Below are 18,486 nucleotides of genomic sequence, written 5' to 3'. Positions count from 1 at the left end.
AACAAATGGTTTACAACTATTTTGAAATCATTCCCAAATACCGGCCCATCCAGTAGGGCAGCAGCCAGAAAACCGGTTCGCGTTCCACTTCGGGATTGCCGCCGGTGAGTGTCCAGGGGTTTTTATCCCAACGAACGGTCAATCGGATGCTGGCGGGCTGCAATTCACTCACCTGCTCGTCTTCGAGCACGGGTGTGCGTACAACCTGAATATCCTCCCGCTTCCGATGATCGATTGGCCAGTCCACCAGATCCAGCGATGTGTCGATCAGGAAATCGACCGAGTTTTTCAGCTCCGATTTTTTACCCAGGCATTCATTGTAAATGAAATTGATCAACGGGTTGTGGTCGCCTTTACGCTTCGTAAACCATTCTTCCAGATGGTTTTTATAAAATTTCAAACGCTCGGGATCTTTTTCGCAATGGATCAGTATCGGATAGAGATAAGCCTGCAATATCACGTCGAAGTAAATGAACCAGGCCGGGTTCTGCTTTGTCACTTCCTTCATATTGTCGAGGTAATGCTCCTTTTCGATAAGACGGACGTATTCGTTCCGGTACTTCGTATCACCGGTCATGAACTGCGCGAGTTTCAGAAAGGCAAGCATTTCCATGGAGTTCTGGTTGCGATCAGGCAGCCATTCCGGGTCACGGTTGAGCTGGTCCGGCGACCACACCGACCACCGTGTCGCTTTCCCGTCCGTATCGGCGAAATTCAGATTATGCCGCATCAGGTAATCGATGATTTTGCCGACGTGCGCAGCGATGACCTTTTTCTCGGCCGCATCCGCCACCAATGTATAATAATAGTAGTAACCGAACATGTGCCCGCACATTTCGTCACTGCTCGTATCGCCTTTCCAGAGCCATTGCCTGTCGGCCGACAAACGCCAGCGCGTTTCGACGGGTTTGAACCGCGGCTCTTTGACGAGCTCGTCCGCGCGCTCGCGTTCCGTGTACGTGCGGTTGCCGTCGTGCATGCGCGTCCACGTCGAAGGGATGATCGTGCGTGCGAAGAAACCGTCGGTGCCGGTCACTTCCTGCAATAATTTCAGGAAATGGAATGCTTTTTTCGCATTCTCTCTCGCCACCGGATCTTTGGTAGCGGCGTAGCGAAAACTTTCCATCGCCAGATAGTTGCCGGTAAATTCACCATCATTATCGTCATCTTCGGGTTCCCAGCTCGTGGTATCGCCGGGAATGCGCAAATGCGCCTGTCCTGCGATCCACGGCGCACGGATATGTCTTTTCATCAACACGTCGTAAAAGAATGCGCTTTTGGAGGCCAATGTCATTACACGCTTTTTGAGTGCGCTTACGCCTTGCGGTGTGGCGATCCACGCATTGCCTTCACCGTCGAATGCAATGTCGTTGATCTGATCGTCCAGCAACCACCTCCTCGAAAAGAGCAGTGATTTGCTTCCGTCCTTGCGGAAACGCACCACGCCCGTTTGTGTACCTACCCACATCGAACTATCGGGAGCTAATCGCACAGCCGTCACATAAGTAGAAGGAATGCCGTCCGCAGTCCTTAATTCGGATTCTTTTCGACCATTATTTTGAATGGTAACCCCGCCGAGGCCACCAATCCAGAGTTTTCCGTCATGGTTGTACGCCAAACCTTTGGTATAAGCGGCGATCAACGCGTCGGTTTTATAGGTATGTTTCAAATCTGATGGAGCCCAGTGGTAAAGCCCCACGTCGGAGGCTATCCACAAGCCGTCGTTTCCGTCGCAGATCACATCACGAACGGATCTTGCTATGGCTGCTTTTTGTAATGTAAAACCATTCGCATTACCTGTCCAAAAGCCATTCGGGCCGATTGCGTATACCGTACCTGCTTTTGTACAAATGGCCGAAATCGGACCTGTTGGCCCATTCACTTTGGAAATAGCACCATTTTGATAATGGTACAACCCACTCCACATGCCCAGCCAAATAATACCGGACGAATCTCGTGCCAGCGCGAATGAAGGCCCGTTTGCATTGTTATCCAATACCTGGTCCCATGTGAGGGAATCCTTCTTTTTGAGAAAAACACCCTTTGCCGTGGCTGCCCACACGTTGCCCTCATGATCAGGCAGAATCGCCCTTACGTCGTTATCCTTCATGGGATAAGCCTCGTGATATTCCTGTATGAAAGGTTCATCCCGGTAGAAGGGCGGTTCGTTATCGACAGTCTTATCATTCCGGCAGCACCAGAGCAACGGCAGCAAACCGTAAATCAGCCAGGCAATGGATCGTTTTTCAAAGGCGCGCATCAGGCTTCGGCGTAATTTTCGCTTTCCTGGAACAGCAGGCTGATCAGCTTTTTGTGCTGCGAAAAATCGGGGATCAGCAGCTGTGCGCCTGCGCGAACGAGCCGTGGGCGCTTGGCCGGGTTATGTCCGAAACGCTGCACCTCGTTGCTTGTAATGCCTACGGAAATACCGCCCGCACGTCGTCCCTCGCGGATTTCGTCGGGGCCGTCGCCAAATACCGCCAGCTCCTTACCTTGCAGGTTATTGTCGCGGATGATCTTCTCGATCACCATTTTCTTGGAAAACTTGGTGTAATCGCGCAATGCGCCGTAAATGCCGCCATCGAACAAATCGGCATAACCGAGCATCCGGGCCTCGTTTTTCACATCGTCTACATCGGTACCGCTGGCCAAATACATTGTCACGCCGCGTTCTTTGAGCTGTTTCAGAAACTCAACGGCCCCTTTCAGTGTATAATCTTCCTGGCCGAGTTCTCCATTGGCGAGTTTTTCCATGCGCTTGCTCACCATTTCCATCAGGCCGTCGTTGTAAATTTCCTTATACTGGAACTTGTCGAGGATCTGGTCCTCGGGTACAAAGCCGAACTCGCGCACGAGGTTTACCAGTCCTTCCATCTGGTAAATAGTCTGAATGCCGGTCGTTTTGTGGATAAATGCCTTGCATTCGGCCTGCACTTTGTGGAATGTCCCGGCGTCGACGGTATCGTATTGGTCGCCGAGAATGGATTTCATCATCACCGGTTCCATGATTTCCTCCCATCCCTGCCGGAGGGTACTGATCGTGCCGTCGTGATCGAAAACGGCATAACGTATATGTCCGAGCTTTTCAAGGACTTCGGGCACGCAAATTTCGAATTCAGTTTCGGGATAATACGTGGCGGCGCGCTCGTTTTCGGCGAGGTCGGCGTTGTAAATGTAATCCGGGTCTTTGGCGACCGCCGCGATTTCCCCGCCGGTTGCCGTACCGGTAGTAAACAGTTTTTGTACCGTCACCGCCGCCGCAAAATTACCGAACTGTGCTGCCTCTGCGGGCGACAACCCGGCCGCAAGGCAAAGCGTAATGGCGCTGATCGCCGTATCGCCGGCACCCACGGTATCCAGTTTTCCTTTCAACTGAATGCCCGGAACCTCGTGGTAGCCTTCCCTATCGAATGCGATAATGCCGCGTTCGCCGCAGGTCACGAATACGGGCTTGTGATACCGGCCGAATATCTCCGTGCCGTAGCGTTTTACTTCGTTTACAGGCACATTTTCGCCCGGTGCAACGTCGTGCCCGTTCAGCGACGCGATTTCCCGGTCGTTGCATTTGAGGCAGGTATTGCGGAAACGGTCGTTGAAATGTCTTGAATCCAGCATCACGATTTTGTCGTGATATCGCTCGAAAAGCCGGTTTACGTCGTCGATAAACGCCGCATTGGTAATACTGCCTGTTACCTGCTGATTAAAAATCAATGCGTCGCATTCCTGCAACGCCTTTTCCAGCGCGGCGACAAGTTGCCTGTCGGTTTCGATGCTCCTTTCGTTATAGACCCCGAAATCGATGCGCGGCTCTTCCTGGCCGTCGATAAGGCGTTTGAGATAACTATATGTGTTGAAATTTTCCGGCTGGATAATCAAAGCGCCGGTGTCGGCGCCAAGTTGCCGGAGTTGCGCCGTGAGTTCGCGTCCCTGCATATCGTTGCCAACTACCCCGATAACCCTGATTTCCGCCGGTCTCAGGGCGGCAAGGTTGGCTACGACATTCCCTGCGCCGCCGGGCGTATAGTAATGCCGGGCCACGGCCAGGGCTTGCAGGCCGGTTTCGATGGAAACTTCGGAAGTGCGGTCGTCCATGACCCAGTAGGAGTCGAGACAGTAATCGCCATACACGGCGACCCGAACGGCGGAGATTTTCTCCAAGATCTGATTGATGCGGCTTTGATCCATGAGCAATATTGGTCTGGATTTAGGATAAAAGGAATATCGGTGTCGAATGTTTTGGGTAATACTTTCGATCGTTGGAGGAGGGCTATCCGCAAGTCCTGCAATCGGGCCATTTGTTATAAAATTGTTAACAACGCGCCGGAGCAAACGACGCCACCGGAAACCGGTTGTTTCAAAGTCAATTCTATTAAGAACCGGCTGTAAATGAGCAAATATGTCATAAATGATAAGTTACTATTATGTTATGATTAAATCGTACAACCGTGCGTAAAATGAAGATATTTTTACGCAGTTTGCGACTTAAATTTTAAATATGAGGATGTAGCTTTATCAAGCAATTACAAGAATGCCGCTCAATAGAAAACATCGCCGATCGATTCGAAGGCAGAATTTCCGGCTGCCGGGGCGACGTTGAAAACAACTTTATTTTAATACCTGACTGATGTGGAATATTACCCCGGGAATTTGACGCCGGTTGATAAATGGGATCGAACCAAGAATAAAAGTTTTTTTATTAATAACATAATCTCTTTACCTAGTCCCTTTTCTAATAGCTAAAACTGTACGACTGTGGCCTACCCCGACGAAAATACCCTGATCAGAGTGACGCAAGGCGACGAAGCGGCCTTTGCAGAGTTGTATAACCATTACAAAACCCCTGCGCTGCGTTTCACGGTTTCATTGCTCAAAGACGAGGAAGAAGCTGAAAACATGGTTCAGGACGTGTTTATCAAAATTTGGGTAAGACGTGCCCAGATCAAGCCGGACTATAATTTTAACTCTTACTTATTCACCTGCCTGCGCAACATGGCCTTCGATTATTTCAAAAAACTGGAAAAGAGCGAGCAACTGCGGAAGCATTACCTCGAGGCGATCCGGGCGGCGGGAGAGGAGGAAAGGGAGGAGACCGAACGGAGATTGAGCGTGGTGCAGGCGGCGGTCGATTCGCTGTCAATCAAACGGCGGCAGATATTGAAACTCAATATCGAAGAAGGTAAATCCTATCAGGAAATCGCGGAATTTTTGCGGATTTCGAAAAATACGGTTAAAAACCAGTTGGTGAAGGCAAAACAGATCCTGCGCGAGAAAGTGGATCTGGCAGCGATATAGCATCCGAGTTAGCCCCGAGTTTATATTCCTAAAACCTTGAAAAGCAGAAGCATTCACGCTTCTGCTTTACTTTTATGGCCTATTTCATATCACCCAGCTTGCCCAGGTCGATTGTTTTTAACGCTTCTTTCAGCTGGTCCACGCTGACATGATCGCCTTCTACATTCACCACATAACGATCGGCGACGAGTACATTTATTTCACCGGATTTGCTTTCGTTGTCATATTTTTCGAAGGCTTTATAACCTTCGATGGTTGTGGTCTTTTCGTAGCCGGTGGTGGTCTCTTTGTCGATATCGGCAATGGACCAGGCCGCGAGTGCCATCGTCGATACGCCGGCAATACCCCCGGTATCCACGATTTCCACATCCAGCGAACCCTCCGAACCCTTGTATTTGGCGTGCGCCGTGGAAACGGTAAATCCCATTGCACCGGATTTCTCGCCGGTAGCTTCTGTGCGGGCCATGCCGGCCAGATTTTCGGGAAGAAGGTTTTTCAGTTTCCGGAAATCGACAGGGTCGACGGCCTCGCGGTCGCCCATTTCCTTGGCTTTATCGGCAATGGCCTGGAGAGCGTCGGCCGGACTGTCGGCGGCGGCTTTTTCTTCGGCCTCTTTTTCTTCCTGTTTGCTGTCGCAACCGGTTAACAAGAGGGCGCACGAAAGAAATGCGACTATAAAGGATGTTTTCATCTGACAATTGTTAGAGTTGTTTCAAACTAATTACAATGTAGTGAAAACGCCGCACTGATGCACGCCTACTGCTTGTCGTGCCGATTACCTTGCCACTTCCATGGGATTTCGCCGCGACTGAACGATAAAATAGAGGCCGAGCAATACCGCCGGAATACTCAATACCTGCCCCATGTTCAATGCGTAGTTCGCCTCGAACGCCTCCTGGTTTTCTTTGAGGAACTCATACAGGAAGCGCAACGTGAACACCCATACGAGAAACACTCCGACCATCAGCCCGCGTGGTGTGGCGGCCTTGTATTTGTTCCAGATCCCAAACAGGATGAACGTAAGGATAAAGCACGAAATGGATTCGTATAGCTGCGCCGGGTGGCGGGGGATTTGCAGGAACTCGGTGTTTTGACGGAAAATGAATGCCCAGGGCACATCGGAGGGTTTTCCGACGATCTCGGAGTTCATCAGGTTACCGAAGCGGATGAAAGAGCCGCCCAATGCGAAGGTGATTGTCAGGCGGTCGGTTACCCAGAAGAACGTCTGGCCTGTGCCGCGGCGCGAGCGCGCATACAGCCAGAGCCCGATCACCGTCCCGATCACCGCACCATGGCTCGCAAGCCCGGCGTAGGGAGGTAATATCACTTCCAGGGGATTTTTAAACAGCACTTCGGGTTCATAGAAAAGAAAATGGCCCACGCGGGCGCCGATGACGATCGAGAGCACCATATATAGTGTGAGCGAGTCGATATCTTCCAGTGTCTTTCCTTCTTTCTTGAAGATATAGATCATAATTTGCTGGCCGATCAGGAAACCGGCTGCGAAAAGTAAACCATACCAGCGGACAGGGAAGGGACCAAAACCGGCGATTTCCGGAATGGTGAAGATTTCGGGACTGACGTCCCACATGATATATGAAAGCATGCGTTGTGATGTTAATGGTCAAATATACTAATATGAGACAAGACGCGAAATGAAATTTTTACTCATAGCCTTTGTGCGGTTTTATCAGGCGGCGCTTTCGCCTTACCTGCCCAATTCGTGCCGGTATACGCCTACCTGCTCGCAATATATGATCGAGGCCGTGCAAAAATACGGCCCGTTCAAAGGCGGCTGGTTGGGGCTGAAACGCATTGCGCGCTGCCACCCATGGGGCGGCCATGGTCACGACCCGGTCCCATGAATTATCCAATGGCAACTTTCCGGAGAATGGAATCGATGATGGTCATCGTACGCACGCCGTCGGCCTCGGCTTCGTAGTTCAGCAGAATCCGGTGGTTCATAATGTCGGGCGCAAGTTCCTTAATGTCCTCGGGCAGTACATAATCCCTTCCTTCGAGATAGGCGAGCGCCTTGGCGGCGCGGTTGAGGTAAATGGTGGCCCGCGGCGATGCCCCGAACTGAATGTAACGCGCTTCGTCGCGCAGGCCGTAATCCAGCGGGCGGCGGGTCGCGAAAACGAGCTCGATGATATACCGTTCCAGCGTGTCGGAGATATTGACCTTGTTCACATTGTTGCGGATCGCGAAAATGTCTTCCTTGTTCAGGATAGGCCTGATCTGATAGTCGTAGTTGATATCCGACATCCGCCGCATTACTTCCAGTTCCTTCATCTTGTCGAGGTAATCGACATAAACTTTCATCATAAACCGGTCGATCTGCGCTTCCGGCAGAGGGTAAGTACCTTCCTGTTCCACGGGGTTCTGGGTAGCCAGTACGACAAAGGGGCGGTCGAGAAGGAAGGTCTCGTCGCCGATCGTCACCTGTTTCTCCTGCATCGCTTCGAGCAATGCCGATTGCACCTTGGCCGGGGAGCGGTTTACCTCGTCGGCAAGGATGAGGTTGGAGAAAATAGGCCCTTTTTTGACTTCGTAGTCGCCTATTTTGGGTTTGTAAATCATCGTCCCGATCAAATCCGCGGGAAGCAGGTCGGGCGTAAACTGGATGCGCTTGAATTCGAGGTGCAGGACTTTCGCCATTACATTGATCGTCAGTGTTTTGGCGAGTCCGGGAACCCCTTCGAGAAGAATATGTCCGCCGGTAAAAAGGCCGATGAGCAGCCGGTTGAGCAGCTTGTCCTGCCCTACGACTACCTTGCCCATTTCGTCCAGTACCTCCCTGATTTTTTCTATGTACATGAAATTGGGTAAAATTTTAAATGGATCAGGCCCAGATAGCTCTCACGAAGCGGTCCTTACCATTGATATCACGAAGGATTTCCACGTTTTTGTAATTCCTTTCTTCGAAAACCTGTTTCGTTTCGGCACCGAAATGCTCGTTGATTTCGACATAGCATTTGCCATGCTGTTTCAAATGGTGCACACCAAAGTCGGCAATGGCTTTGTAAAAAAGCAATGGGTCGCTGTCTTCCACAAACAACGCCTCATGCGGCTCGAAACGGAGCACGTTCGGGCGCATACTTTCGGCTTCGGAATAGGTCACGTAAGGCGGGTTGCTCACGAGGCAGTCGAATTGGACGATGTTACCGGGTAGGGGGAATGTCACATTGAGCATATCCTGCTTCGCGAATATAACATCGGCAATGAGCTGGCGGGCGTTTTCTTTCGCTACTTCCAGCGCTTCGTCCGACACGTCCCACGCGTGCACGCTCACGTGCGGGAGGAAGCGCGCGAGGACGATGGCGATACATCCGCTGCCGGTCCCGATGTCGAGAATGGAAATATTTTTGTCCGGTTCCGCGTAGTCGCGCGTTACCATTTGCACCAGCTCTTCGGTTTCGGGGCGTGGGATAAGCACCGCCGAGGAAACCCGGAATTCGAGGCCGCAAAACTCGGTGGAGCCGATGATATGCTGTACCGGTTCGTTGTTGTTCAGCCGCTTGATGATATTGTCCCAATCGGGTTGGGCGGAAGTTTCGGGAATCGGGCGATCGACCAGCACGTCGATATTGCGGAGCCGCATGTAATGCTCAAGGAGCATGAATGCGATTGCCTGCGCTTCTTTTTCCGGATAAACTGTGATGTTTTTTACTATATATAAATAAAGCTGGCGTGCAGAAGTCATTTTCACTGATTTTGATCCAATGTCGGAAAGTTAGCAAATTATGGGAACTCGCGAAAGTTGAGTTTGAAAGCGCATTTGTATTTTTGCCACATGGAGACGCACAATCAATGGATGGAACGGGCCTTGCAGCTCGCTGAATACGGCCGGGGCGCGGTGAGCCCGAACCCAATGGTTGGCTGCGTGATCGTCCATGAAGGCCGGATTATCGGCGAAGGCTGGCACCGCGCTTACGGCGGTCCGCATGCCGAAGTGCGGGCCATCGAGGACGCCGACGCAAAAGGTAATTCGCATTTGCTGCCACAAGCGACGGCCTATGTTACCCTCGAACCATGTTCGCATACAGGTAAAACGCCGCCTTGCGCGGATTTACTCGTGAGCCGCCGGTTGAGAAAGGTCGTGATTTGCAACAACGACCCTAATCCGCTGGTTTCGGGCCAGGGCATTGAGCGCCTCCGGGCATCGGGCGTGGAAGTCGGGCAGGGCATTCTCGAAGCGCAGGGGCTGGAACTGAACAAGCGCTTTTTTACCGCGATGACGCTCGGAAGGCCCTACGTTATTCTGAAATGGGCTGAAACCGCCGACGGTTTTCTGGGCTACGAATCGGGGAGCCCGGTGCAAATCAGCGGCCCGTTGTCCAATATGCGTGTACATCAGTGGCGGACGGAGGAGGATGCCATTATGGTGGGTTATAAAACCGCTTTAATGGACAATCCCCGCCTGAACGTGCGGCACTGGACAGGAACAAACCCGGTCCGGATCGTCACCGACAGGCGGCTTCAACTACCCGGGCATCTGCATTTGTTCGATAACCTTCAGAGTACGGTCGTGGTCAATTATGATCGGGAAACGGCTATTCCGGCAGACCCGGACCGTTATGCAGCACCGGTAACGGCTTACATGCGCATTGCGGGGGCGGACGGTGAGATCGTGGAACTTCTGAAAGGATTGCATAAGAGGAAGATCCATTCGGTGCTGGTCGAAGGCGGCGCGGCGATAATCAATGCATTCTTCGAGGCCGGTTTGTGGGACGAGATCCGCCGATGTCAGGGCAGACAGACGATCGGCACGGGCGTGACTGCGCCGGCGCCCAGGGGCGTTTTCAGGGGCGCGGAGCAAATCGGTGACGATTTGTGGACCTTTTATACCAAAGCCTAAACGCTCCAGAGGTTTTCCTCCGTTGTCCAGATTTCCCAGGCCTTCTCCGCCTGCAATTCGAGCATTTTCAGGCCGTTCTGCGTCGCTGCACCTTGTTCCGCACCTTTTTTGAGGAATAATGTTTCGGCGGGGTTGTACACAAGGTCATACAGGTAGTGGTTCCGTGTGAGCCACTGATAGGGTATCGCGGGGCATTCTTCCGTGTTGGGGAAAGTACCCAAAGGGGTAGTATTGATAATCAGCCGGTGGCTGTCCATTACATCCTGCGTAATTCCTTCATAGGAAAGGCAATCCTCGCTTTTCTGGCGTGAAACCAGCATATATTCTATTTCCAGGTCTTTCAAAGCCACTTGCACCGCCTTCGCGGCCCCACCATTGCCTAATATCAATGCTTTGAAATTGGTGCAGGATTCACCGCGTTTGTCGAGCCATTCCACGAGCGATTGCTGAAAGCCATAATAGTCTGTATTAAAGCCTTTTGTGCTGCCGTCGGCGTAAATTTTGATGGTGTTTACGGCTCCTATGCGCTCGGCGGAGGCGTCATCCAGGTCGTCGAGGTAGGCGATCACATCCTTTTTGTACGGAATAGTCACATTGAGCCCGCGCAGGTCGTGTTTCTTTTTCAGCAGTTCGGGCAATTCTTCCAGGGATTTCATTTCAAAAAGCTCGTAACTGCTCTCTTTGATCTTTTCTCTGAGGAATTTGTCGGTAAAATATCGCTTTGAAAAGGAGTGGGTCAGCGGATATCCGATCAGGCCGTATAAGTTCATAAGGATGCGTGCAACGACGATAAAATTTCGAAGTGCTAAGTTATACGAGCCGTCAGCTAATTACAAACGCAGCCGGAACATGGACCCGATAATTTCACGTATAGCGCCAGGGTGCCTGTATCCGGTAGTCTTTTTCTCTTGATTACCAACGTTTTCATATCACCCAATAAATTGTATTAAACAATCACCGAATTAATTTGCATAATTATGGTAAATAAAATAGAATTACCTATCCTTTATCTGTCCCTGAAATTATGAAATTGAAAAACCTTTACTACACACTATTGCTAACCAGCCTGATGATCGGGAAGGTCGCGGGGCAGCAACGTCAGAATTACGAATTGCTTCTCCGAAGCGGATCATTTGTACCGGAACGGAACGTGTCATCGGGCAACGGACGAGGCAACGCCGCTTTCAAGTTTTCAGACACCGGGCAAAAATCTTTCGTCATCATCCAGTTCGACGAAATACCCACCGAAGAAACACGCCGGGCATTGAAGGAAGAGGGGGTCGAGCTGCTCGAATACATTCCGCATAACGCCTATACCGCGACCATCGCCCCAGGAGGCAATCCCGGCGTTCTGGCCAGAACCAGAGGAAGGGCGGTGGTGGAGCTCGAGCGCCGAACAAAAAATGCAGCCGGGTCTCGCCAATGGCCATATTCCTTCCCATGCTTTCACTGGCCCTGCCACCGTTGACCTCTGGATCAGCTATCCGAAGTCTTTCAGCTATGATGAAGTAAGCGCTGCGCTGGAAAAACTGAATTACCCGGTTGTGTCCGATACTTATAAAAAATATCAGATACTGACGGTGCGGGTGCCCGCCAGGGAGTTGAAAAAGCTGGCCGGTCAGCCCTTCGTGCAGTATGTGCAGGCGATCCCGCAGCCCGACCGCCAGCTCAACAATAAAAGTGCCGTTAACGGCCGCGCCAATGTCCTTAAATCGGCATTGCCGGGTAACCGGAACCTATCGGGTGCAGGCGTGGTGGTTGGTATCGGCGACGAATCCAATCCATTGAGACACATCGATTTCAATTCGAGGGTCATCAACCGGGCACCCATAGAGGCAGGCTCGCACGGGCTTCACGTAATGGGTACCATGGCCGGCGCAGGGATTATGGACGAGCGCTACGCGGGCTACGCACCGAAGGCCACCATCGTCGCGCAGAGCTACTCCTCTATTATCGCCTACTCGCCCCAGTACGTACAGGATTTCGGGATGGTCATCACCAATAACTCCTACGGTTCGGATGTGATTACCTGTGAAACGAACGGGGTTTATGACCTGTACTCCTACATTCTGGACCAGCAGGCTTTTGAAATGCCTTACCTTCAACACGTTTTCGCAGCCGGAAACAGCGGGACTACGACCTGTGCGCCGTATGCGACGGGGTTCGGAACGGTTCTGGGCGGATACCAAACCGCCAAAAACGTGATTACGGTGGGCGCGACCGGTGAAACGGGGGGCATTACACCGATATCGAGCCGCGGTCCGGTGAAAGACGGCCGGCTGAAACCTGAAATCACCGCACACGGCAATGGTATCATGTCCACAATTCCGGTGAATCTTTACGGCACAGGAAGCGGGACCAGCATGGCTACTCCGGCCGTTTCGGGAGGCCTGGCATTGCTCTACGAAAGGTATCGCCAGTTGAACGGCAACCAGAACCCGAAAAACGGGTTGATGAAGGCCCTGCTGGTAAACGGCGCGGTAGATAAAGGCAACGAAGGCCCCGACTACCGCTTCGGATTCGGCTGGCTGAATTTGCTGCGTTCGGTGAAAATGCTCGAATCCCAGAATTACACCATCGGGCAGGTTTCGCATCAGGGGACCAACAATTTTTCGATCAGCGTTCCAGCGAACACCGCACAGCTGAAAGTGATGCTTTACTGGAATGATCCGGCGGGCAGTACGCTGGCGTCGCAAAACCTGGTGCATAATCTGGATTTACAAGTGACAAATCCATCGTCTAACGTAGTGCTTCCGCGGATTCTCGATCCGACCGCATCCAACGTCGACAATGTGGCGGCTACCGGAGTCGATAACCGGAATAATATGGAGCAGGTGGTGATCAACAACCCGGGAGCGGGTAGTTACACCATTTCTGTTAAAGGGACAACCGTCGGCCAGGCGCCGTCGCAGGAGTATTTTGTAGTTTATGACATTATCCCCAATTCCATCACGATTACCAATCCGATAGGGGGAGAGCGCTTCAAGGACGGTGACCCTACGTATATTTCGTGGGATGCTTTTGGCAATACTTCAAGCACTTTTACTGTGCAATACAGCGGTAACAATGGCGGTACCTGGACCACTATTTCGACGGTTGCTGCAGGAACGAGCCAGCTTGCCTGGGCCAACCCCGGTTTGCGGTCGGACAAAGTGCGGGTAAGAGTGATCCAGAACAGCACCGGAGCGACGAGTGTTTCGGAACCTTTTACGGTAGTCGGCGTACCGAGCCTGACGCTTTCGAGCCTGCAATGCGAAGGGTATATTTCTCTGGAATGGACAGCGGTTACGGGCGCGACCGATTATGAGGTGATGATGTTGAAGGGAAATGAAATGGTGCCTGTGGCGACTACAACCGGCACCTCGTACACGTTGAGCGGGTTGCAGAAAGACTCCACTTACTATGTCTCCGTACGTACAAGGCTGAATGGCCAGCCGGGCCGCCGGGCACTCGCCATCTCGCGCAAGCCCGACACCGGTACGTGTGCAGGCGCGATATCCGACAACGACCTTAAAATCGAATCCATCGTTACGCCGGCGTCTTCGGGAAGAAAAAATACATCCACGGAGCTTGGCGGGGCGGTTTTTGTGAAGGTCCGGATTAAAAACCTCGACGACGTGGATTTCAATGGACCGCTGAGTGTGGGCTATCAGCTGAATGGCGTTTCGATACCGGTCGAGAACATCAACCCTTTTATTGAAAAAGGAAAAACTTACGACCATACATTCGCTGTAAGCGCCAACCTATCGACCCCGGGGGACTATGCTTTCAAGGTTTTTATACACAGTAATGCGGATACAGTCCCTGCAAACGACACCCTGACGAGAGTCTTCAGGCAACTGCCCAACGACCCGGTGGCATTGCCATTTGAAGACAACCTCGAAAGCCTCCCGACCCAAAGTGCAGCGGTTGCGCAAATGGGGCTGACCGGCGATGGCCGTTATGATTTCAGTGCGACCACCGATGCCGGCAGGATCAGGACATTCGTTAACTCGGGATTTGCGGCGTCGGGGCAAAAGGCCCTGACGCTCGACGCGGGCCGGTATTATTCGGCGGGAAATACGAGCTACCTCACCAGTACCTTTAATCTCTCGGGATACAACATCAATACGGACGATCTCAGGCTCATTTTTTCCTATAAAAACCACGGGCAAAAAACGAACGACGATAATAAAGTCTGGATCCGGGGCAAGGATACCGACACCTGGCTGGAAATCTACGATCTCTTTGCAAATCAGAACCTGACAACGGAAGGTTACAAAACGACGCCTCCTCTCGAGGTCAGTGCGTTGCTTTCTGCCAATGCGAAGAACTTCTCGTCCAGTTTTCAGGTACGCTGGGGACAATGGGGCAAAATGATCACTTCCGATTACAGTAACGGCGCCGGATATTCTTTCGACGATATCCGGATCGTTTCGGTCACCGATGACATCCAGATGATCGCGCTGCTGGCGCCTCCCACCGAAAGCTGCGGGCTGAGTAACGCGGAAACGATTGCCGTCCGCATCAGGAACAGCTCCGCCCGCGATATCGCCAGGCTTCCGGTTGCCTACTCCCTTCCCAACGGAGCCGTGGTCCACGATACAATCCCTTCCATAGCGAAACGGACTACAATCGATTTTGCTTTCGCACAGAAGGCCGATCTTTCGGCCATTGGTGCATTAAGTATTAAGGCGTGGTCAGCGTTGGCTACCGACAGTTTCCGCGATAATGATACGCTTTCGATCCAGGTGTTCAATGCGCCGGTCCTGAGCTCGTTTCCCTATCTTGAAAACTTTGAAAACGGCGACGGCTTCTGGAGTGCCAAAGGAGCGAACAGCTCGTGGCAATACGGAACGCCGGCATCCGGCGGACTAAGCAAAGCGGCCAGCGGCACAAAAGTCTGGAAAACCAATCTTACGGGCGGTTATAACGACAAGGAAGAATCCTATCTGTATTCACCTTGCTTTAATGTCAGCAGCCTTGCCGCCCCGACTTTGAGTTTCAGCGCGGCGATCGACCTCGAAGTATGCGAACCCACACCTTGCGACTACGTTTATGTCGAATATTCGGGCAATAACGGGCCCTGGACACGCCTGGGTGCGGTGGGGCAGGGAACCAACTGGTACAACAAGACGTATTCGGGCAGCGGAGCCTGGGCAATGCAGGACTACCTGCGCTGGCATGTGGCCAGCATTCCGCTTCCAACCGGTTTTACGAACCTGAAATTACGTTTCGTACTCGTTTCCGACGGGTTTACGCACCGCGAAGGAATCGCGCTGGACGATATACACATTTATGACAAAGTGTCACCAATCGATGACAGCAACACGGGTGGTATCGTTATGCAGCAGGTATCGGGTTCCGGCTGGGTGAATTTCCTGCATAATGGCAAACTGATGGCCGCCATCAATCCCAACGGCCAGAACATGGGCAACACCGAGGTGCAAAGCTACGTGAATACGGCAGGCATCAGGAATGCGAACGGGCAATATTATCTCGACAGAAGCTTTACCATCAAGCCGGGCAACGGAGATCTGGCCAGTCTAGCGACGGTAAGGTTTTATTTCCTCGAAACCGAGAGCGAGGCGTTACTCAACGGTGCGGGATGCGGAACCTGCGGAAAGCCGGCGAATGCATTCGAACTGGGTATTTCCAAATACCGGAATGTCGGCAATCCCTCGAAAGAGGACGGCTCCATTACCAACAGTACGGAGGGCGGATGGTCGTTTCATCCAGCGGGAGAGGTCTCGATTGTTCCGTTCGACAAGGGATATTATGCCGAAATGAAGATAAAAACGTTCTCGGAATTCTGGCTGGCAAAAGGGTTCGTCGGAAACCCGAATGCCTTGCCGGTCGAGCTGGTGAGCTTCGATGCGCGGAAAAAAGAGGGTGTCGAAGGCTCAAAAGATGTGCTGTTGGAATGGGAAACCGCTTCGGAGGAAAATTTCGACCATTTCGATATCGAGGTGGCTATCGGCGATGAGGCTTACCGGCGGGGACGTTTCACGAAGCTCGCGCAGGTTTCGGGCGAAGGCGATTTAAAAAATGGTAAAAAATATGGGTATCTGGATCAGGCGCCGGGGAAATGGGGGAATGTGTATTACAGGCTCAAAATGATGGACATCGACAGCACTTATCAATACTCGCGCGTCAGGACGGTGACCTTCGGCGGCCAGCCGGAATGGGCGGTATATCCTAATCCTTCCAAAGGGATATTTTACCTGAGCGACGATGTTTCCTCCGGCCGGTCGGTGTCGGTAAATGTATATGACCTGCACGGAAGAATCCTGAAACGGATCAGGGGGGATGCCCTAAACCGGGAACAGAAGCGCAAGGTCGACCTTTCGGGACATGAGTTCGGAGAAGGCATATATGTGTTGGAAGTAGTAAACGGAGAAACAAAACAGGCATTCCAGGTGTTGAAAAACTGACGTGAGCAGCCCTGTTCGCCTGGATTAATAAGGCTGCATTGCAGCAAAATGAAGGGGAAAAGCGAACAGACTAGCATAACCCCATTTTCGAATAATGATGTCATGAAGAAATTTTTATTGATTTTTTGCCTCTTCGCACTGTCCGATACTTATGCGCAAATCAATGGTAAAACCGGCAACGCTTTAATCCTCGATACCGATATCGGCCCCGACTACGACGACGTGGGTGCAATGGCGGTCATGCATGCTCTGGCCGATAAAGGGGAAGTGAAGCCTTTGGCCGTAATTTCTTCCAATAAAAACGAATTGGTAGTACCTACGATCGAAATTCTGAATACCTATTTCGGCCGGCCGGAGTTACCTACCGGTGCACCGAAAGGGAAAGGGGCCAACTTTGGCGCCACACAGAAATGGCCGGAAATGCTGGTGGAAAAATATCCCCATAAAATGGTAAAGACCTCCGATGCGCCGGATGCGGTCGAAACCTACCGCAAGATCCTCGCCAAACAGCCCGACCAGAGCGTTACCATTGTTACAATAGGCTTTCTAACGAATCTGGCCGACCTGCTCGACTCCGGCCCGGACGCCAATTCACAGCTTTCGGGCAGCAACCTGGTGCGTAAAAAAGTAAAACAGCTGGTATCCATGGCCGGCGGATTTCCCAAAGGACGCGAATACAATGTGTTGGTCGATTCCGTTGCGTCTGCCAAAGTCTTCGCCGAATGGCCTACCGAAATTCTTTTCAGCGGATTTGAAATAGGAAAGGAAATCAAAACAGGAAAAAGGGTGATCGCTAACGAAAACCTGAAAAGCCCGGTGAAAGACGTTTTCGCGATTGCCATGCCGCTGGCGAAAGGCGATGCCGACGGGCGAATGAGCTGGGACCAGACGGCCGTCCTCGTGGCAGTTCGTGGTGTTCAGCCCTATTTTGGCCTGAAACGGGGAAAGATCATCGTAGAAGGCGGCAACAATAGCTGGCAGGACGATCCCATGGGCCCGCATGCATACCTTACACCCAATATGCCCTTCGAACAGCTCACCGCGCTGATCGAAGGGTTGATGATGTGGCAAGGTAAATAATCGCGGCTACACCACCATTGCATCGTCGTTTTTGGCCGCCGGGTCGCCGATAGCCAGGTCGCCGGCCGCCAATTTAATCTGATAAAAATCCGCATTCAGGCGCTGGGTAAATAATGCAATGTCGAAGCTGTGGACGACGATATTCACGCCTTCTTTCATCCACCTGATCTGCCTCTCCGGCTCCAGTGAAAAGTGGATGCCGATCGCCAGCCCTTTCTGGCGGGTGGTGCGGATTATATGGAAAACTGCTTTTTCAAATTCGGGATGGTCGTATTGCTCAGGGAGGCCGAGGCTTACCGACAGATCGTGCGGGCCGATGAAAACCGCGTCCAGTCCCGGTACTGATAACAGGGTTTCCAGGTTGTCCAATGCAGGTGCACTTTCAATGTTGGCAATGCAGATGTTGCCTGCATTGTATTTGGCGCAATATTCCCGAAGGTTACCGGGCATCGGCACGGAGCCGCTGAGATAATTCTTCAACACTTCTCCTTTAAGCGGACGGTATTTGGTAGCACCCACCAGTTCGGTTATCTGCGCGGCCGATTCGAGATACGGCGCCACAATCCCTTTTGCGCCCGCATCGATAGCCTGGCAGGCCAGATAAGGATCGGGGCAGGGGATTCGCACAATGGGCGTAATACCGAGGTTCCTGAACTGCTGGCACAATGTAGCGAGGGCCGTTCTGTCGAGCGGAATATGTTCGGTATCGATAAACACGAAGTCGACGCCTGTTTTTTTGATTGCCGCCGGCCACATCGGGCTCGTTGAGGTAATGCACGTGCCGTACACATTGCTGCCGTTTTGCAGCTTTTCGAGTAATGTGGATTCCATTATATATCC

Annotated in this window: 14 protein-coding genes; 6 read left to right on the top strand and 8 right to left on the bottom strand. The window is 52.1% G+C overall.

What is annotated here, in order from left to right; all coding sequences use genetic code 11:
- Positions 1-16: 16 nt before the first annotated feature.
- Both ABV298_RS11295 and ABV298_RS11290 read right to left on the bottom strand, forming a co-directional pair.
- On the bottom strand, positions 17-2,260 hold the full coding sequence (locus tag ABV298_RS11295; protein WP_353722206.1) for a two-component regulator propeller domain-containing protein: 2,244 nt from the start codon (positions 2,258-2,260) through the stop codon (positions 17-19).
- Positions 2,260-4,185 (bottom strand): PfkB family carbohydrate kinase, encoded by a 1,926-nt coding sequence (locus ABV298_RS11290; RefSeq protein WP_353722205.1) that lies wholly within the window; start codon positions 4,183-4,185, stop codon positions 2,260-2,262. Before ABV298_RS11290 ends, ABV298_RS11295 begins: the two co-directional genes overlap by 1 nt.
- A 567-nt stretch (positions 4,186-4,752) precedes the next feature.
- Between ABV298_RS11290 and ABV298_RS11285 the strand changes: the two genes are divergently transcribed.
- On the top strand, positions 4,753-5,292 hold the full coding sequence (locus ABV298_RS11285; protein ID WP_353722204.1) for an RNA polymerase sigma-70 factor: 540 nt from the start codon (positions 4,753-4,755) through the stop codon (positions 5,290-5,292).
- 79 nt (positions 5,293-5,371) lie between these two features.
- Here the strand turns inward: ABV298_RS11285 and ABV298_RS11280 are convergent, their stop codons facing one another.
- The gene (locus ABV298_RS11280; RefSeq protein ID WP_353722203.1) at positions 5,372-5,983 is read right to left on the bottom strand and encodes a hypothetical protein; all 612 of its coding nucleotides are present in this window, start codon (positions 5,981-5,983) and stop codon (positions 5,372-5,374) included.
- An 84-nt stretch (positions 5,984-6,067) separates the two neighbouring features.
- On the bottom strand, positions 6,068-6,898 hold the full coding sequence (gene lgt / locus ABV298_RS11275; protein ID WP_353722202.1) for a prolipoprotein diacylglyceryl transferase: 831 nt from the start codon (positions 6,896-6,898) through the stop codon (positions 6,068-6,070).
- 49 nt (positions 6,899-6,947) lie between these two features.
- Between lgt and yidD the strand changes: the two genes are divergently transcribed.
- Positions 6,948-7,157 carry a membrane protein insertion efficiency factor YidD gene (gene yidD, locus ABV298_RS11270; RefSeq protein WP_353722201.1) on the top strand — a complete coding sequence of 70 codons (210 nt, stop codon included), beginning with the start codon at positions 6,948-6,950 and terminating at the stop codon, positions 7,155-7,157.
- 1 nt (position 7,158) lies between these two features.
- Here the strand turns inward: yidD and ABV298_RS11265 are convergent, their stop codons facing one another.
- Both ABV298_RS11265 and prmC read right to left on the bottom strand, forming a co-directional pair.
- Positions 7,159-8,112: an AAA family ATPase gene (locus tag ABV298_RS11265; RefSeq protein WP_353722200.1), complete on the bottom strand. Its 954-nt coding sequence runs from the start codon at positions 8,110-8,112 to the stop codon at positions 7,159-7,161.
- A 25-nt stretch (positions 8,113-8,137) separates the two neighbouring features.
- On the bottom strand, positions 8,138-8,998 hold the full coding sequence (gene prmC / locus ABV298_RS11260; protein WP_353722199.1) for a peptide chain release factor N(5)-glutamine methyltransferase: 861 nt from the start codon (positions 8,996-8,998) through the stop codon (positions 8,138-8,140).
- Positions 8,999-9,088: 90 nt separating this feature from the next.
- Here prmC and ribD point away from each other — a divergent pair, with 90 nt between their 5' ends.
- A complete protein-coding gene (gene ribD / locus ABV298_RS11255) occupies positions 9,089-10,153 on the top strand; it encodes a bifunctional diaminohydroxyphosphoribosylaminopyrimidine deaminase/5-amino-6-(5-phosphoribosylamino)uracil reductase RibD (RefSeq protein WP_353722198.1) in 1,065 nt (354 codons plus the stop codon).
- On the opposite strand, the gene ABV298_RS11250 is transcribed toward ribD, so the two are convergent.
- Positions 10,150-10,923, bottom strand: coding sequence for a shikimate dehydrogenase (locus tag ABV298_RS11250; RefSeq protein ID WP_353722197.1), 774 nt, complete (start codon positions 10,921-10,923; stop codon positions 10,150-10,152). The genes ribD and ABV298_RS11250 overlap by 4 nt on opposite strands.
- 254 nt (positions 10,924-11,177) lie before the next feature.
- Between ABV298_RS11250 and ABV298_RS11245 the strand changes: the two genes are divergently transcribed.
- From ABV298_RS11245 to ABV298_RS11235, 3 genes are all read left to right on the top strand, one after another.
- Positions 11,178-11,621, top strand: coding sequence for a hypothetical protein (locus ABV298_RS11245; RefSeq protein WP_353722196.1), 444 nt, complete (start codon positions 11,178-11,180; stop codon positions 11,619-11,621).
- Positions 11,557-16,566: a S8 family serine peptidase gene (locus ABV298_RS11240; protein WP_353722195.1), complete on the top strand. Its 5,010-nt coding sequence runs from the start codon at positions 11,557-11,559 to the stop codon at positions 16,564-16,566. The genes ABV298_RS11245 and ABV298_RS11240 overlap by 65 nt, the downstream gene beginning before the upstream one ends.
- Positions 16,567-16,668: 102 nt before the next feature.
- Positions 16,669-17,646, top strand: coding sequence for a nucleoside hydrolase (locus tag ABV298_RS11235; protein ID WP_353722194.1), 978 nt, complete (start codon positions 16,669-16,671; stop codon positions 17,644-17,646).
- Positions 17,647-17,652: 6 nt separating this feature from the next.
- On the opposite strand, the gene ABV298_RS11230 is transcribed toward ABV298_RS11235, so the two are convergent.
- Positions 17,653-18,477, bottom strand: coding sequence for an aldolase/citrate lyase family protein (locus ABV298_RS11230; protein ID WP_353722193.1), 825 nt, complete (start codon positions 18,475-18,477; stop codon positions 17,653-17,655).
- Between the last annotated feature and the right edge of the window lie 9 nt (positions 18,478-18,486).

The sequence above is a fragment of the Dyadobacter sp. 676 genome (assembly GCF_040448675.1).
Classification (GTDB): Bacteria; Bacteroidota; Bacteroidia; order Cytophagales; family Spirosomataceae; genus Dyadobacter.
The sequence above is the reverse complement of the archived record's forward strand: the minus strand, read 5'-3'. Positions and strand labels throughout refer to the sequence as shown.

What these genes read in the sequence shown, in the direction of transcription:
- ABV298_RS11240 (WP_353722195.1), top strand. Translation starts at nt 11,557, where the DNA reads ATGCAGCCGGGTCTCGCCAATGGCCATATTCCTTCCCATGCTTTCACT.
- ribD (WP_353722198.1), top strand. Translation starts at nt 9,089, where the DNA reads ATGGAGACGCACAATCAATGGATGGAACGGGCCTTGCAGCTCGCTGAA.
- ABV298_RS11265 (WP_353722200.1), bottom strand. Translation starts at nt 8,112, where the DNA reads ATGTACATAGAAAAAATCAGGGAGGTACTGGACGAAATGGGCAAGGTA.
- ABV298_RS11250 (WP_353722197.1), bottom strand. Translation starts at nt 10,923, where the DNA reads ATGAACTTATACGGCCTGATCGGATATCCGCTGACCCACTCCTTTTCA.
- ABV298_RS11235 (WP_353722194.1), top strand. Translation starts at nt 16,669, where the DNA reads ATGAAGAAATTTTTATTGATTTTTTGCCTCTTCGCACTGTCCGATACT.
- ABV298_RS11230 (WP_353722193.1), bottom strand. Translation starts at nt 18,477, where the DNA reads ATGGAATCCACATTACTCGAAAAGCTGCAAAACGGCAGCAATGTGTAC.
- ABV298_RS11295 (WP_353722206.1), bottom strand. Translation starts at nt 2,260, where the DNA reads ATGCGCGCCTTTGAAAAACGATCCATTGCCTGGCTGATTTACGGTTTG.
- prmC (WP_353722199.1), bottom strand. Translation starts at nt 8,998, where the DNA reads ATGACTTCTGCACGCCAGCTTTATTTATATATAGTAAAAAACATCACA.
- lgt (WP_353722202.1), bottom strand. Translation starts at nt 6,898, where the DNA reads ATGCTTTCATATATCATGTGGGACGTCAGTCCCGAAATCTTCACCATT.
- yidD (WP_353722201.1), top strand. Translation starts at nt 6,948, where the DNA reads ATGAAATTTTTACTCATAGCCTTTGTGCGGTTTTATCAGGCGGCGCTT.
- ABV298_RS11290 (WP_353722205.1), bottom strand. Translation starts at nt 4,185, where the DNA reads ATGGATCAAAGCCGCATCAATCAGATCTTGGAGAAAATCTCCGCCGTT.
- ABV298_RS11280 (WP_353722203.1), bottom strand. Translation starts at nt 5,983, where the DNA reads ATGAAAACATCCTTTATAGTCGCATTTCTTTCGTGCGCCCTCTTGTTA.
- ABV298_RS11245 (WP_353722196.1), top strand. Translation starts at nt 11,178, where the DNA reads ATGAAATTGAAAAACCTTTACTACACACTATTGCTAACCAGCCTGATG.